Below are 16234 nucleotides of genomic sequence, written 5' to 3'. Positions count from 1 at the left end.
GCCCACATGTGTGGGCTTTCTGTTACGACTGACTAATGATCGCATCCAGAAGAGTTTTCAATTCTGGGGAAGGCATGCGCCCACTGGTCCATGCCAGCCCTGCCGTTCTGCCCAAAGTTGGGCCATCAAAAGGTCGGGTAACCAGTTCTTGCCATTCACTACTCATAAACTCAGGCAGAAAGGATACTCCGGCGTTAGCCAGTAACAGCTGGCGCACCATGTCTTTACTCACGGCACTGAGTGTTAAAGCCGGGCTTAACCCCATTTGTCCTAATAACCCAAGAGTTCGCTGATGGGACTCGCAGGGAGGACAGACAATAAAAGTCTGGCCATCAAGGTCTTTGGTTTCAACTGTTTGTTTCTGTGCCAGTGGGTGATCTTTGTGGGTAACAAATTTGTATTGTTCATCCCATAAGGTATGAAACATTTCATCTTCATCCTTCATAACATCCAGGATGATTCTGGCGTCACAAGGTTCCGTGTAATGCACCAGGTTCAGCGGATTTTGTGGTAGCAGTTCCCGAATGGTTTTGTAAACCTTGGCGACTTCTCTTTGAGGAAGCTCCGGCATAACACCAAGAGTTAATGGTGATGCTGATTCAGGAGCGCTGAACAGATCACTGATTTGATCGAAATCTTTCAGACTACGCAGGGCGACAGGGTAAAGCTGTTCTGCCTCTCGGGTTGGCTGTGTGCCCTGGCTGGTACGGTTAAACAATACCCGGCCAAGGTCTTCTTCCAAATGGCGAATGGAGTTAGAGAGAGCGGGTTGGGATATATGGCAGCGATTGGCTGCCCGGGTCATGCTTTTCTCTTCATAGACGGCAACAAACTGTCTTAACAGCTTCAGATCCAAGAGTGACTCCTTGTTAAACGCGCCTGTTGGCAGGCTATAACGTGGGCTTATAGGGGGGATAGCAAAATGGTATTTCTGGCTGTGGTCTACTCTGCGTAGACTCCGCGCCATCAAATGTGAAACATCTTTGCTGAAGTTTACAGGAGCAATGAAAATGTCCAAGCCTTTGGTTGTTATTACTGGCGCAAGTTCTGGTATTGGTGAAGAAGTTGCCCGTCAATTCAGTGCAGCTGGCCACCCTCTGCTGCTGGTTGCCCGTCGTCTGGATCGTCTGGAAGCACTGAACCTGCCAAACACCATGTGCCGCAAGGTTGACGTAACCAAGCGTGATGAGCTGGTTGCTGCTATTCGTGAAGCTGAAGAAGTTTACGGCCCGGTAGACTGCCTGGTAAACAACGCTGGCCTGATGCAGCTGGGTGCTGCCCACGAGCAGGACACTGCTGAGTGGGACAACATGATCGACGTAAACCTGAAAGGTATGTTGTACGGTATTCACGCTGTTATCGGTGGTATGCGTGAGCGTAAGCACGGCACCATTGTCAATATCAGCTCCGTTGCTGGCATCAAGGGCTTCCCTGCTCACATGGCTTACTGTGGCACCAAGTTTGGTGTTCACGGCCTGAGCGAAACCCTGCGTGAAGAAGTTGCTGACGACAGCGTTCGTGTTGTAACCATCGCTCCAGGTGCTGTTGAAACTGAACTGCTGGGTCACACCACCTCTGATGAAGTGATTTCCGGCTACGAAGACTGGAAAACTTCTATTGGCGGTGCAATTGCTCCGAAGGATATCGCTGACAGCATCAGCTTTGTTTACCAGATGCCCCAGAATGTCTGCATCCGTGAGCTGGTAATCAGCGCGACTCGCCAGCAGCCTTGATCTGTTGCAGTAAAAATTGTGTGTGAAGAAGGGAGACCATAAGGATATGGTCTCCCTTCTTTTTATTGAGAGTCTTTGGGAGATTTATCGGGGTAGAGATTTTCTTCTTGTGGCATCCTTCTGGACTTTGTTTTGCAATCCAGCAATCCCATAAAAAATGCTGAGGCGACAAAGGTCAGATGCATAATGACATTCCACATCAGCTTGTCGTTGGGAACATTCTGGGCGTCCATAAACACTTTCAGTAGCTGAATGGATGAAATTGCGACGATAGAAGCAGCAACTTTTGCTTTCAGGGAGCTGGTGTCCATCTTGCCCAGCCAGCTGAGTTTTTCTGTGCCCTCATCGATATCCAGCTTGGACACAAAGTTCTCATAGCCGGAATACATCACCATAACAATCAGGCCTGCCACGAGCGAAACATCAATCAGTGACAGAACCTTGAGGATAACTTCACTTTCTTCCAAGGCAATTATATTGATGAGCAGGTAAGCCACGCTCTGGAAAAACTCAATAACCAGAGAAACTAAAACCAAAGCCAGCCCAAGATACATTGGTGCCAAGAGCCATCTTGCCGAGTACATCAAACGCTCAACGATTCTTTCCATATCCTGACCAGTTTTTACCTCATGGGAAGATTGCCTGAAAATTAACCATTGCCGTAAGGTAAATCAAGACTTTCATCAGCCGGCCTTGTTTGTATTGCTGCCTTAGTGGTTACTGCGAGAGATCAACCTGCTCCCGCCTTTGTCTAACTCGCGATTCTATACATTCAATTGGGCAGGAATAATATGCCGCGAAAAGTAGACCTTGGTGAAGGTGCGGCTGTTGGTTTGGGGCGACCTGCAACACTGCATACCGGAAAGAAACGATGCACAGGGAAGAAACGTTGCCCTGTTCACTTTTGCCCGCCCAGAACAGTCAAAGCTTTGCGGGCAGAAATACAGAAAGTGCTTAGTAAACAACAACCTCTGCCTTCCTACCTTAAATGGTTTAATGACCATGACACTGGTAATAGTCCACACCAGGCTTGGGATGAAGACTACTACGTTGAAGGAAGGCCATTATCAGAAGCTTACGGGCGTGCCCTTGACGCTAAGTTAGCCGCAAGTGGCATCACACAGTTAGATTTTGACACCAGTCAGAGCCGTTACAAAACACTGCGTTTGAAAAAAGATGAGCTTTTACAGTCACTCAATGCTCCGGAGCTATCGGAAAGAGCAATGGAGCTGGATCGTTCTTTTTTAGAGGGAGGGGCAGACAGGTTTTGTTGTGAAGAATTTCGTATAGCCATTGAAAATATTCAGGAGGTGATTTGTTTCGAAGCCAGTCAAAAGGATTGTTACGCAGCTGAAGAATTAATGGCTTTCCATACGCAGCTTCAGGATTTTTTAGATACAAATCAGGCGCTGCCCTACTGGCAGGTCCATGCTTTTTGTATTCACTATATGGTGCTGATGGATGAATATGATATGGGTTTGGACGACTCATCCCGGCAGGAGAAAACAAAAGCAGTATTAAGAAGGATCAACTCAGCCAATCATAATCGTTGGTTTGATGATGCAGAGGCTATAGCTGCTGAATTTCGGACGGAAGGTGCACATGCGGAGGCATTTGAAGACACTGAATACATGACGATTATGAGAGAATCGTATAAAAGGGAATGCTTTGAAAAACGATTGATATGGCCGAGTTTTGAGTCTCTGACAGATGAATTTTTTATTGGCCGTGCCCGATATAATATTGTTCCGGGGGGGCTTATTGCAGCCAGATGGGCATTTCACGACAGCAGTTTATGGCATCGCTTTAGTTTTTTTTGTCATGATATATTGCATGCAAATACTCTTAAAAAAGTCGACACAAAATTTGAACAGAAACAGGAAGTGATCTCTGCTGAGCGGTGCTTGTTAAAGCAGATTGTTATCCAGCCTGCGGTGTTAAAAGCTGGAAACAGAATATCGTTTGAGCAATATCATGAGGATATTCCCGTCAACCCTCTAAAGCCGGTTCCCGATCACCGGTGGTTTACACGATCTTTGGTTCGCAAAATTCATTATTTTGATGATTGGCCAAAAGATATGACTCCCTACCATCTGCATGCGGGTTGTGTCGTTTTAGATGGAGTTGAACCTATGCTCACCAAGCCTAATACGGAAAAGCCGTTTAATCGTATGGTATAAAATTCTTTGTCTTGAAATTAAGGCTTCCCAGCTGTGAGGAATCGCTGTAGAGTTATTTCAAGACGACTGGTCAGATACGAATTTATGGCAAGACCGAGACGAAGCGAAAGTACACGACAGGAACTCCTTGAGTTAGGTGTTGAGCTGTTGTCGGTGAATGGATACAACGGCACAGGACTGAAACAGATCCTGGATGCTGCCGGTGTACCCAAAGGCTCCTTTTATAATTACTTCCCGAGTAAAGAAGCCTACGCAGCAGAAATTATTGAATTCTATATGGGTAACCTGTTGAAGATGTTCGATATGGTGATTGATAACCATACCGGTTCTCCAGTGCAGGTTATCCGTTTTGCCTATCGCAATATGATTACCCATTTGAAAGACGCCAACTGCCGCAGAGGGTGTCTGATGGGCAATATGGCAGCTGAGATAGCATCGAGCAGCGAACTCTGTCGCAATGTTATGTGTAACATGTATCAACAGTGGCATGGCCGCTTTTCTGCACTCCTTAAACAGGGGCAGGAGCTGGGTGAGATTAGAAATGATATGACACCTGAAACACTCACTGATCTGTTCTGGAATCAATGGGAAGGTGCCCTGTTAAGAATGCAGCTGCATGGTTCAACAACAATTCTTGAAGACAGTCTGGAGCTGACTCTGGACAGACTGTTTAAACCCTGACATTTAAAGATTTATAACGCCGGGCTATGCCCGGTTATTTTGCAACAAATAACAAGACGACCGGTCTAGTAAGAAGGTGTGAATGATGACTAAGACAACCCTGAACACGCCCCTGACACTGAAGAATGGTGCCACGATCAGGAATCGCTTTTTCAAATCGGCTATGAGTGAACAGCTGGGCGATAAAGACCACAATCCTCTTCCCGGGCTGGCAACAGTTTATCGCCGCTGGGCTGAAGGTGGTGTTGGTTTAAATATTTCCGGCAATATCATGATTGATCGCAGTGCTCTTGGAGAGCCCAAGAATGTTGTGCTGGATGAACGTAGTGATCTGGAATCTTTCCGTCGTTGGGCAAGCGCGGCAACAGCTGAAGGTACTCATTTCTGGGCACAATTGAATCATCCAGGCAAGCAAAGCCCTGCATTGTTGAGTAAAGAACCTGTCGCGCCTTCAGCTATTCCTCTTGGTGGTGGGCTGGAGAAAGCTTTCAAAACGCCAAGAGCTCTTACTGAAGAAGAAATCCTCGCTATTATTAAACGTTTTGCCACAGCCGCAAGGCTTGCCAAAGAATCCGGATTTACCGGAGTGCAAATTCATGGTGCTCACGGCTATCTGGTGAGCCAGTTCAACTCTGCCCGCCATAACCAGCGCACTGATAAATGGGGCGGTTCTATGGAAAACCGCATGCGCTTTGTTCTGGAAGTTTACAAGGCTATTCGTGAGCAGGTGGGTGATGACTTCCCGGTAGCCATCAAGCTGAACTCTGCAGACTTTATGAAAGGTGGCTTTACCGAAGAAGAATCCATGCAGGTTGTGAAAGCACTGTCTGATGCGGGAATTGATTTGATAGAAATCTCCGGCGGTTCTTACGAAAATCCATCCATGATGGGTTCTACTAAAGGCGTAAAGGAAAGCACTGTTCGCCGCGAAGCTTATTTCCTCTCTTATGCTGAACAGGTTCGTAAGCTGGTGGATACACCGCTGGTAGTAACAGGCGGTTTCCGCAGTTCAGCAGGTATGCAGGAAGCTTTGGATTCCGGTGCAACCGATATGATCGGTATCGCCCGACCATTGGCTTTTGAACCGGATCTTCCAAATAAAGCCATTAATAACCCCAGCTATAAGATTGAACTGAAGGACCCTAGCACCGGCTTTAAGGGCATTGATCAGATGTTTGTACTGGGCTTGGTGTGGTATGAACAGCAGATACATTTTATGTCTGAAGGCAGAAAACCAAAAGCTAACCTTTCTGCCTGGAGCACGGTCTGGTTCAGCCTTATGGGTATGGGCAAGCATGCGATGAAGAAGCGCCGTGCCTAACCACACAGTTAGACAGCTATAAAGCTTTTTGGGAACAGCCTCGAATCCAGATAGTCTCAGTTTACTTGTCTCCACAGGAATACTGAGGCGGTTATGGCATCGAGGCTTCCCGCAAACCCACCTGCTCCGTTGCCCGGCAAAAGAATTCGGGAAGCTTCTCCTGAGGAAGAATCTGAAGCTGTAGAAGCTTTTTCCAAGAAAGTCTGCACTGCGAGTGGCAATCCTCTTATATATATCGGAGAAGCCGCCGCTCCGGGAGCCACCTCATCCATTTATACTGACCGTCCTAAGGCTCTCCATATTTTGGATCGAATCTATTTTTCTGAAGATGATAGTTATGAACACCTCAAATTTCTTTCAGGAAGAATTCAAACAGATACAAGAGTGGACGAAAGGGAGTCTGGCATTGTTCCCAAACCGAAGGATGGAACAATTGAGCTAGGGGCTTTTACAACCCGCCCTTTTGATAAAGGAGAGATCATCGGCTTTTACAAAGGGCAACTGATTCGAAGGCGAAACCTTCCTGCCAGCTGGCAGAAATCTCTTCCCAGAGCGGTAACAAATAATCTGGAAAAACCCTGTCTCCTTTGGCAGGAGTACGATGGCATTCCCAGGTTTATATCCTCCGACGCTCATACGGCATGGTCTGGCGCGACAATCTTTCGTACAGGCATTGAATTAGGTTTGGATGGTAAACAGGGCGGTAATAATCTACGCAGCATCAACCATTCAGAAACGCCTAATACCCGCATGCTAACAGTTGCAGACAATGATCATTTGAGTAGCTCCTGTTATGCCCTCAGGGATCTCTCCCTGGACTCGGCGAAAGTGGGTAATGATTCTTTTCTGATAGTTGTTGTTGCGGATGACGATATTGGAGTGGGTAAGGAACTCAGCTTCAATTACAAAGGCCAACCACGAACAGAGCCTATCAGGTTCGAGCTTGTTGGCAAAAATATTCTGGCGGCCTTATACAACAAAGTACGAATAGTAGGAAACCGAGTAGTTAGACACAAAAGACGACCCGCTTTACCGGCTGCTGCCGCTAGTGCCCCAGAGGCTAAGACCAAACATGATTTGATTGAAACACTACCAGAGGATATCAGGGCGTTGACCCTGCGCAGTATGCAGGGGGAACGGGATGCTGCATCAGAACTGCGCAGGCAGGCTAACTTATGCAGCCAGACAGCTGGGGGACGAGAGAATAATATTGCTCTGGATGGATATTTTCTTTCGCTGCTATTTCGCTATGGCTTTGCGCGGGATTCCTTATCGAAAATTATGATGATTTGTGAAGGGGATATGGCAGGCCGTAAATGGAACAGTCTGGATAAAATCTATCAGTACCTTTTTGATAAAGGTTACCTGGTGGGTGATTTGAGGTTATCCCTTATGCCTCTCACCTGGATCGCTAAGCAGAGCGAGCCAGAAGTGATTACTGAATTTCTGTGTTATTTGTTTGATCAGGGAGACTGGAATTCTCATCTTGTTAATGAGCTGAGCCGTTATGAAATACTCAACCCTATCACTGGTAGTAAGGTGTGGGAAAATGAGGATTTGATAGCTCTTTACCGCGCCCATGGTTGCTTTGACAGTTTGGATAACGCCTCACTGAAAAAATGCCTGGAAGCTTATTATCAGGAAACAAAAACCAAGTGCAAAAGTCAGGGGTGGCAGGTGCTGATGGCTTTTCTTAAAGCTGGAGATCAGCGGGTAATCTGTTGTTTTATTGAATCCATGATTGACTGCTGTACTACCGATACTTCAGAAGAAAAACTGAAATTTATTGCCGATGAACTTCCCCGGACTTTCAGAAAGTTTTCTATTCCATTATGTGTAGAGGGTGAAGAGCTGGGGCGTAATGTTGATGACTACCGTTATTACATTCATAAATACGGTTCGCTTGAGCAGAAACAAAAAATGGAGGCCTGGGCGCGCAGACGAGATGAGTGGACTCTGTCAATTATTGCCAAGGGGAAAAGTCCGGGAGCCGCTGGTGGTTTTTTAGGGCGTATACAAACTCCTGAGCTTCAACAAAGAATTGATGGAATTTCTCCGGGCTACTCAGAGAGAATGAAACGGGAATATATTTTCAATTGTATTAGACCAGACAGTGATGGAGTGTTTGATAACACCAAGTTGCAGAATCGTTTAAGAGTGGTGAAGAAAAATAAGTTAGCTCCCGATTGTGAGAGCTGGGTAAGGCATGATTTTGAACTTTACTGGCATCAGAATGAGCAGTGGTTGAAAGACAATCCTTATAACCACCCTTCACCACCAGAGCCTAGTACCAACAAAGCCTAGCCATTGATATTTTCTTTTATGACTTTAGCGGGTGAGCCTGCAACAACAGTGTCGGCAGGAATATCTTTAGTGACAACACTCCCTCCACCAACAACGGCTCTATCTCCAATGTTTACGCCAGGAAGGATTAGTGCGTTTGCTCCGATCCAGACCTGGTTGCCGATAGTTATGGGCTTGGCGAATTCTTCATTGGTACCGCGAGTTTTTGCGTCTATTGGATGACCTGCTGTGCAGATAGTGACATTGGGGCCAATCATCACGTCATCGCCGATGGTAACTTTTCCACCATCCAGAATGACCCCATTAAAGTTCATGTAAAAGTTTTTGCCGACTTCAATGTTGTATCCATAATCACAGCAAAAATTGCCATGTAACTGTGTGGTTTCATCTGCTTTTGAGAAGAGCTTCTGAATAAGAAGGTTCTTTTCAGTGTTATCAAAATTTGTATTGATTTGATGACAGAGTTTCTTTGCCGATGTTCTGTCTTCAGGTAACCCATCTGCTTCAGGGTTGTACAGCATTCCACTAATCAGGCTTTTTTCTCTATTGCTAAGTTCTAACATCTCTTCTCAATGAAATATCGCATTCATAATTAATCTGTTTTTGTAAAACGCTGGGTTTATTTAAACCATACGTAACTTTCCCTGAAGAATTCGGTTGCAGCATATATTTTGAAAATGTTGCGGTTCTGATAAGTGAAGTTAGGCGGCTACCCTCGGTAATGCTGGGTGCAAGCGTTATCTCAACCGTCTATGATGGTGTTTCACTTATCAAGATGATTGTTGATGGCTAATACTATTGCCAGCGCATCCTTTATTGCTGTTAGCCCTGAGGATGACGAGTGGGATATGGATGTTCGTGTTTATGCCCCAGAACCTGATCCAGACTCGGACAACGGCGACTACCGTTGTCAGCATGAGATAGCAGGGTTTATGGAGCCAGTTTATGCTTATGGCATAGACTCCCTGCAGGCATTAGGATTGGCTTTTGCTCATCTCCGCCAGGAAATGGAGCGTTTAACTGAAGAGGGTTGGGAGTTTTATCACCCCCAGGATGATTCAGAACCCCTGCCTTTTCCCTTCGCTTATTGCGGCGATCAAAGCGCCGCACCATGGCTTAAAGAAAACGCCTGAAAACACCATTCAGGCTTTTTTACGGGCCGACAAAACCACAAACTTATTGTTGCTTGCGACACTCTGGCAGTTGCCAAAAAGACGCTTCAGTTTAGTGTGATAACCAAGATGACGGTTTCCAATGATCCGCAGTTCTCCGCCTTTTTTTAACACATCATAGGACTGCTGAAACATGCGCCAGGCAATGTGATCGCCAACAGTATTGCCCTGATGAAATGGTGGGTTGCAGACGATAATATTTGCAGAACTTTTAGGGAAACCTGTCAGGCAATCATTAGCTGTAAACTGTGCTCGGTCATCCAGTCCGTTTGCCAGCCAGGAATCCTTTGCAGACTGAACAGACATATAGGATTCATCAACAAAGTGAATATTCCCCTGTGAATTGCAGCGGGCAATATGAATGCCCAGTGCTCCATTGCCACAGCCTAGATCGATAATAGTAGCGTCTTGCTGAGCTTCTGGCAGATGTTGCAGAAAGAATCGTGTACCGATATCCAGTTTCTGACGAGAAAAAACACCAGCATGGTTCACCAGTTTCATGCCGTCATGCTCAATGGTTCTGGGGAAGGGGGAAGTCGCTTCCTTGCCCTGTTTATTAACCGTGGAAAAAATCAACCGGGCTTTTTTCTTGGCCAGAGATGTTGTGGTTGCACCGAAATGTTTCTCAAACAATTCCAGCGTTGAAGTGTGAATATGTTTGGCCATATCGCTGGCAATCAGCATCGTACCATCGGGCACTACCTTGCGCAGTTCTCGTAGCTGGTCTTCCAGTAGACAGGTATTGTGAGGAAGTTTCATACACACAACTGCAGGGGAGAAATCCAGCTGTTCAGTGGAAGGAAGGTTTCTTACTCCAACAATGTCCATTCCATTCAGCTGGGCATTGTGTTTGATGGATTCGTGAGCAAGCCAGGAGTTACTCCAACAAGCAGGTTTAAACTGAGCCAGTGCCAGAGTCAGGGCGCCAAAGCTGTCGTTAATCACCAACACTGTACCAACATGCTCTGTATCGAGATTCAGTTCTGCCAGATGACTGAGAAGGTACTCATCGGCCGCATCCCAGGCGCGCAGGGTTTCTTTATTACGAACGGGAAGGCGCTGAAGCTGAAAGGCACCAAAGGGGCTGGTCAGGGTTTCCATAACAAATGGCCGGAGAGGAAAAAGCGGCGATTGTTGCTGATCTCGTACAATATCTCAACACCGCAAGGTTTGGGACTTGTTGCAATTGACAGTGAAGCGCATAAGGAGCCCAATGCGCGTGCTTTGAGTACAGAAAAACACTACGGATTTAGCTGTTCCTTTAATGAATCAAAATTTAACTCAGGGACCGATTGTTCCTTCACTGGTGCGTTTGGCACTTCCTATTATCGGCATGTCGTTTGTGCAGATGGCCTACAACATGGTTGATATGATCTGGCTTGGTCGGGTTGGCGCCAATGCTGTTGCTGCTGTGGGCACGGCAACGTTTTTTACCTGGTTTGGCATTTCATTATTAATCACCATGAAAACCGGTGCCGAGATTACTATTTCCCAGGAAGTCGGTCGTGGTGATAGAGATAAAGCCTCTGTTTATGGTGGTAATGCGCTGGTTCTGGCGATTATTCTGTCAATGGTTTACGGCATAGGAACCTATGTACTTGCTGAACCGCTAATTGCGTTTTTCAATCTGGAAGATGCCAGCGTAAATGAGATGGCCATTTCTTACCTGAGAATCATCGCACTGGCTGCGCCTTTCTACTACACCAACCCCACGCTCGGTGGGATTTTTACCGGAGCAGGAAACAGTCAGCTGCCATTTCGTATGACTTCGGCAGGGCTGTTGCTCAATATTATTATTGATCCACTGTTTATTTTTGGCTGGGGTTCATTCAATGGGCTGGGTGTAACCGGTGCTGCACTGGCGACTGCCTTGTCTCAGTTTTTAGTGTTTGCGTTATTTACCAGAAAGATCATAAAAGGTGAGTCAATTCTCCAGCTGTCAGTAGAGTCATTTCGCCTGACTAGAAAGGTTGTTCAGAGAATTATTCAATTAGGTGCACCTGTTGCAGTCCACAGTGCTTTGTTTGCCTGTTTCTCAATTGCTATTGCTAAGATCGTTTCCCGCTGGGGTGCGCTGCCTATTGCTGTACAAAGCGTTGGTGCGCAGATTGAAGCGATTTCCTGGATGTCTGCCAGTGGTTTTGCCACAGCCCTTGGTACGTTTACCGGGCAGAATTTTGGAGCCAATAAATGGCATCGGATTTACCGGGGTTTTCAGGTGACTGTTTCTATCAGCGTTTTGATTGGTTTGCTGGTGACGCTGGCATTTGTGGTGTTTGACGAAGAAATTTTTGCGCTGTTTATTCCTGAAGCGGACGCAATAAAGTTAGGCGCTATTTACCTTGGAATACTAGCAGTCAGTCAGGTATTTATGTGCCTGGAAATATCAACGTCAGGTGCTTTTTATGGTTTAGGAAGAACTATTCCGCCGTCGTTGGTGAGCATTGTATTTACCGGTTCCCGCATTCCGCTGGCATTGTTGCTGGCCTACGGATTTGCGGGTTTTTCGGGCATGGGGCTGGAAGGCGTCTGGTGGAGTGTTTCCTTATCTTCCGTATTTAAAGGTGTGCTGTTGTTCGGTTGGTTCTTCTGGATTATTTATAACAAGCCAGAGCGAATTACAGAACAGGAAGAGTATTTGGCAGAAGCTGCCTGAACCTCAACCGCTGCTAAGAGCTTCTCATTGCCGCCATTTCCAGCTCAAATCTTTCTCGAGAAATAAGCTGAACATGGCGGTCCAGCTTCGACTGTGAGTGTGGCTTCTGGGTGACAACATGACAATCCATGGAATCAGCCAGCTTGCCAAGGTTCTGGCTGATTTTATGATGATTGCCTTCAAAAGACAGGTAATCCATATTGGCATGGGTGCGGGACATTTCGCGCATTAAGGTAAGGGCTATAGGTTTGTGGGCCTTATCCAGACTGGCCAACAAAGTGGATCTGACAGCGGTACCATTCTCAAGCGCTTTAATATTATCAATTCCCAATAGTGCCAGCCCTCGTTCAGAGTACTTAATGGCTGCTTCATTGATCAGGCGCTGTTGTTCTCGAATATCAGTAGATTGTGACGTGTACTTTGTACCATATTCATTCTGATCCCAGCGTCTGCGTAGACACCAAGCTTGAAGTTGGCATATTCGAGCACGGTTAAAAACTGATTCACGGGAAGGAGCTATGCGAGCCAGTATGGCTTCGGCTGCTTCAAATTCACACTTTTTGATCAGTGCACTGACCTCCTGGCGAACGCTTTTCGTGAATACAAGAACGGATGTTTCATCTGTACTTGGCATCGGCTCGAATGGTTGTGCCGAGGCAACTGCGCTTGCCTCGGCGGTAACTTTTGTTTGAACAGGTACCGTTTCAGGTGTGGGTGTTATTTCTGGTGCAGGGGTATATTCCGTTTTGCTTTGTGGTTCTTCTAAGTCGCTATCTGTGCTTTCTGAACTTGAGGGCGCTGCCGCTTGTAGCTGCTTCGGCGATGACTTTGTTGAGGCCGGTGACATTTTTAGTTGCGGCTTCTTTTTCCTACGCCTTGAAGCTTTGGTAGAAGCAGAAGAGCTTGCTGTTGCAGCATCCTCGACTTCTTCTTTTGTTTTGGGCTCTTGAATTTGCTGGAGCCAGGACCAGAGTTTCTGACATTCTGCCAGTTGGTCCCAGCAGTCATGGTTTCGGAAGCCTGCCATAGCTGAACTCAGATGCTTTTTAGCAGATTGATAGTCATGGTGTGAGACACATAATAAAGCTGCTTCACGAGCCGCATGTACACAACCTGACTCTGCAAGACATTCATAAAGCTCTAAAGCCTCTTCCTGTTGCTCAGGAGTGCTTGTCGGTGAATTCAGTAACCAGGCCCTGAGATAACAACTTGCTTTGCAAGGGTTTCCAAAAAAGATAATGCCATCCAGAGCTTTTAGAGCTTCTTCCGGTTTGTCCAGGGTCAGCCAGAGAGTCGCTTTAATGGTTGCAAGCTGTTGGGGGGCACACACCTTGGACACAGATTTTACTAAAGCATTTATGTGCGCCTCAGTTGAAATACGCCCGAGACGGGCTGTTTCAAGAATACGGGCATAGTGATAATGAAATTCTTCTCCTTTTTTTAGGGGGCGATGGAAATCCTTTGATTCAAGTGGGGTTACGTTATGTATCCGCTCAAACCGTGTTTCACATTGGTTTTGTGCACATTTGCGGCTGAGAGTGGACCAGCAGGATAAGCCTTCTACCGGACTCAACCAGCCATCATGAAAAGGAAGTTGTTGATAGAATTGCAGCAGGAAGTGCAGGGCGTAAGGGCTACCAGCCATTGCTGCAGCTTTGTATTTCTCTTCGGCCTCGTAGTATTTGTCCTGTGCTACCAGTAGCTGTGCTTGCAGGATTCGCAGGGTTGCTTCCTGTCTGCTGTCCATTTCGGAGATATCAAGATCATCGATAATGCCAAAAGCCTTCTGCAATATGGTGCTTCTGTATCTTTTTGTGTGCAACTCGCCCGTTTGCAATTTGCTGGCGTGAGCAGATTGCACTATCCCTAACTGCACCAGCTCATCATCGCTACACAGGGCAATGTGTGAGTAACTGGCCAGCACAACCACTTGCAATTCAAAGCGTGCATCCTGGCTGAGAATATCGTTCTTCTCAGAGAGTTGTTCTGCCAGATTGATAATTCCAAAATTGATAATCAGGGTTTCTCTTTCTGTATAGTCTTTCATCCATGTACTGGCTTTACTTAATAGCTGCTTTCGAAGGGAGTCTGTACAGAAGCTTTCCGAGGTATCCTTAGATAACGCTGCTAATATAAAGAATCGAAAGTATATACTTCGTGTTGCAACGCCATGTTTTGCGGGTGGGTATCTCAAGTTAAACAGGGAAAGAGAAGAGCGGGCAAGTCGAAAATTTTGTTGCAGATTTTCACAGTCTACATCCTGAAGAAGAATCTGGTTTGCAAGTAATGTCAGGGTATCCACTTCTTCCAGAGAAAGCTTGAATCCCATATCTCCTTTCATATCACCATTCAGAATTCGCTCAAGAATTACTGCGACTTGTTTTAATTCCTTAGCGATATCTTTTTGTTTGAGAGCGGTATAGTAAAGGCACTTGCTCAGGTGCGTATTAATGAAGGCAGAGAGTTGGACAAGCTCTGAAACTCTGGACTGATCGCTCATCGGTTCCATGAGTTGCGCTGTGGCAGCACGTAAAATTTCTACTCCCAGTTTGCCCTGGTTAATAGGCAGAGCGATCTGGTCGGGATATCCTTTACTGAGCAGAAGTGTTCTGCGCGCTTCTCGAGCTCCTTCAGTAACTAGCGCTTTTCCCTTAGCTCCTGAAGGTTTTTTCCTTGAGGTTCCAGATGCGCCACCAGACTTTTCCTCTCCTGCTTTTTTAACGGGAGAGGTTGTGTGTCGTACAGGTGAATCTTTGCTGGCTGATTTTTGTGCTGGCTGCATAACGATCCTCGAATCCATTACCCCGAATTGGCTTTGGACTACCAAGGATCAATACAGTTTTGTGCGGCAAGAGAAATGTGATAACAACAAACAATATTGTCAGGTGTTCTGAAAAACAGGCCTGTCTACAGGCCTGTGGGTAGATTACGCTAACAGATTATCAAAAGGTATAATGCTTACTTGCTCGCCTACCTCTGCACCTGTGCTCTCTTCTGGCAGCACAATATAACAATTCGCCATGCTCATTGAGCGGAGGATGCCTGAACCCTGGCTTCCGGTTGTGACAACTGTGGCATTACCATTCTGGTCTGTTGAAAGAATGCCTCGCTGAAACTCTTTTCGGCCGGGTGCTTTTTTCAGTTTTGTTCCGATTATCGCCTTCAGTGAAACGGGTTCACCGGATACCTGCCCAGACATGATTTTCAGAGCATGAATCGCCAGAATGTGCAGGGTGATCGTTGCGGATACTGGATTTCCGGGTAAACCAAAGAACACGCTGTTGGCCAGCTTACCGAAGGCAAAAGGTTTGCCGGGTTTGATCGCCAGTTTCCAGAAACCTGTTTCACCCAGTTCTTCCAGAATCTCTTTAATAAAGTCGGCTTCGCCTACGGAAACACCGCCGGAAGTAATGACTGCATCGGCTTCATTATCTGCGCGAATTAAGGCATCACGAATGACATCACGATCATCAGGCAATTTGCCAAGATCAATAACATCCATACCCAAGCGGTTGAGCATGGAAGTCACAACAATTCGGTTGCTGTCGTAAATATCGCCATGGCCAAGAGTTTCGCCGGGCAGTTTGAGTTCATCACCGGTAGAGAAAACAGCAACTTTCACTCTGCGGAAAACTTTCGCTTCTGCAACACCCAGAGAGGCCATCAATCCCAGGTCTTGGGGGCGCAGCTTGTGCCCGGCACTGAGAACAATGCAGCCTTCGCTGATATCTTCCCCGGCTTTGCGAACATTATTTCCGGCAGATGCTTTTTTCAGAAAACGGATGCCATTCTCAGTTTTCTCGGTTTGCTCCTGCATGATCACAGTATCGGTGCCATCGGGAATAGCGGCGCCAGTCATAATGCGAATGCATTGCCCCTGTGGGCAGGTGCCTTCGTAAGGATGGCCAGCAAAAGATTGACCGGCAACGGGCAGAGTATCGGTATTCTCCAGATCAGCTGCTGTAAGGGCATATCCGTCCATGGCTGAGTTGTTGTGAGGCGGCACATTCATGGGCGAAATAATATTGGTGGCCAGAATACGGCCATCGCAGGAACCGAGAGGTAAAGTTTCGGTTTCCTTAACAGGTGATACGCCTGCAGAAAGTTTTTTCAGGGCATCGTCCAGAGACATCAGTCCCGGTGCAGAGCAGCAGTCAGACATGGGAAAACTCCTAGATTCTTATCGG

At 46.6% G+C, this 16234-nt stretch carries 13 protein-coding genes; 7 read left to right on the top strand and 6 right to left on the bottom strand.

All coding sequences use genetic code 11. The features are described 5' to 3' along the window. Positions 1-22 precede the first annotated feature (22 nt). Positions 23-856 carry a LysR family transcriptional regulator gene (locus ACY2RR_RS01075; RefSeq protein ID WP_490106278.1) on the bottom strand — a complete coding sequence of 278 codons (834 nt, stop codon included), beginning with the start codon at positions 854-856 and terminating at the stop codon, positions 23-25. Between the two features lie 154 nt (positions 857-1010). Between ACY2RR_RS01075 and ACY2RR_RS01070 the strand changes: the two genes are divergently transcribed. Next, complete coding sequence (locus tag ACY2RR_RS01070; protein ID WP_490106277.1) at positions 1011-1733, top strand: SDR family oxidoreductase; 723 nt, start codon at positions 1011-1013, stop codon at positions 1731-1733. A gap of 62 nt (positions 1734-1795) precedes the next feature. Here the strand turns inward: ACY2RR_RS01070 and ACY2RR_RS01065 are convergent, their stop codons facing one another. Further along, positions 1796-2341: a TIGR00645 family protein gene (locus ACY2RR_RS01065; protein WP_490106276.1), complete on the bottom strand. Its 546-nt coding sequence runs from the start codon at positions 2339-2341 to the stop codon at positions 1796-1798. 183 nt (positions 2342-2524) lie between these two features. Between ACY2RR_RS01065 and ACY2RR_RS01060 the strand changes: the two genes are divergently transcribed. The 4 genes from ACY2RR_RS01060 to ACY2RR_RS01045 all read left to right on the top strand — a co-directional run bounded on the left by ACY2RR_RS01060 (position 2525) and on the right by ACY2RR_RS01045 (position 8219). Continuing rightward, positions 2525-3913 (top strand): hypothetical protein, encoded by a 1389-nt coding sequence (locus ACY2RR_RS01060; protein WP_490106275.1) that lies wholly within the window; start codon positions 2525-2527, stop codon positions 3911-3913. 84 nt (positions 3914-3997) lie between these two features. Beyond that, positions 3998-4594, top strand: a complete 597-nt coding sequence (locus tag ACY2RR_RS01055; protein ID WP_490106274.1) for a TetR/AcrR family transcriptional regulator — start codon at positions 3998-4000, stop codon at positions 4592-4594. Between the two features lie 82 nt (positions 4595-4676). After that, positions 4677-5915, top strand: a complete 1239-nt coding sequence (locus ACY2RR_RS01050) for an NADH:flavin oxidoreductase/NADH oxidase family protein (protein ID WP_490106273.1) — start codon at positions 4677-4679, stop codon at positions 5913-5915. Between the two features lie 93 nt (positions 5916-6008). Continuing rightward, complete coding sequence (locus tag ACY2RR_RS01045; protein ID WP_490106272.1) at positions 6009-8219, top strand: SET domain-containing protein-lysine N-methyltransferase; 2211 nt, start codon at positions 6009-6011, stop codon at positions 8217-8219. Here ACY2RR_RS01045 and ACY2RR_RS01040 read toward each other — a convergent pair. Beyond that, positions 8216-8782, bottom strand: coding sequence for a sugar O-acetyltransferase (locus tag ACY2RR_RS01040; RefSeq protein ID WP_490106271.1), 567 nt, complete (start codon positions 8780-8782; stop codon positions 8216-8218). The genes ACY2RR_RS01045 and ACY2RR_RS01040 overlap by 4 nt on opposite strands. A 222-nt stretch (positions 8783-9004) precedes the next feature. Between ACY2RR_RS01040 and ACY2RR_RS01035 the strand changes: the two genes are divergently transcribed. Next, positions 9005-9352, top strand: coding sequence for a DUF6968 family protein (locus ACY2RR_RS01035; RefSeq protein ID WP_490106270.1), 348 nt, complete (start codon positions 9005-9007; stop codon positions 9350-9352). A gap of 9 nt (positions 9353-9361) precedes the next feature. On the opposite strand, the gene ACY2RR_RS01030 is transcribed toward ACY2RR_RS01035, so the two are convergent. Beyond that, entirely contained in the window at positions 9362-10492 is a 1131-nt protein-coding gene (locus ACY2RR_RS01030; protein ID WP_490106269.1) for a methyltransferase, read from the bottom strand. 163 nt (positions 10493-10655) lie between these two features. Here ACY2RR_RS01030 and ACY2RR_RS01025 point away from each other — a divergent pair, with 163 nt between their 5' ends. After that, entirely contained in the window at positions 10656-12047 is a 1392-nt protein-coding gene (locus tag ACY2RR_RS01025) for an MATE family efflux transporter (protein WP_490106268.1), read from the top strand. A gap of 13 nt (positions 12048-12060) precedes the next feature. Here the strand turns inward: ACY2RR_RS01025 and ACY2RR_RS01020 are convergent, their stop codons facing one another. Together ACY2RR_RS01020 and moeA are read right to left on the bottom strand one after the other, a co-directional pair. Continuing rightward, on the bottom strand, positions 12061-14829 hold the full coding sequence (locus ACY2RR_RS01020; RefSeq protein ID WP_490106267.1) for a hypothetical protein: 2769 nt from the start codon (positions 14827-14829) through the stop codon (positions 12061-12063). Between the two features lie 144 nt (positions 14830-14973). Beyond that, positions 14974-16209, bottom strand: coding sequence for a molybdopterin molybdotransferase MoeA (gene moeA / locus ACY2RR_RS01015; protein WP_490106266.1), 1236 nt, complete (start codon positions 16207-16209; stop codon positions 14974-14976). Between the last annotated feature and the right edge of the window lie 25 nt (positions 16210-16234).

The organism is Parendozoicomonas sp. 2304DJ65-17 (assembly GCF_058148445.1).
Note: the sequence above shows the minus strand (reverse complement) of the source record. Positions and strands in the feature narration are given on the sequence as shown.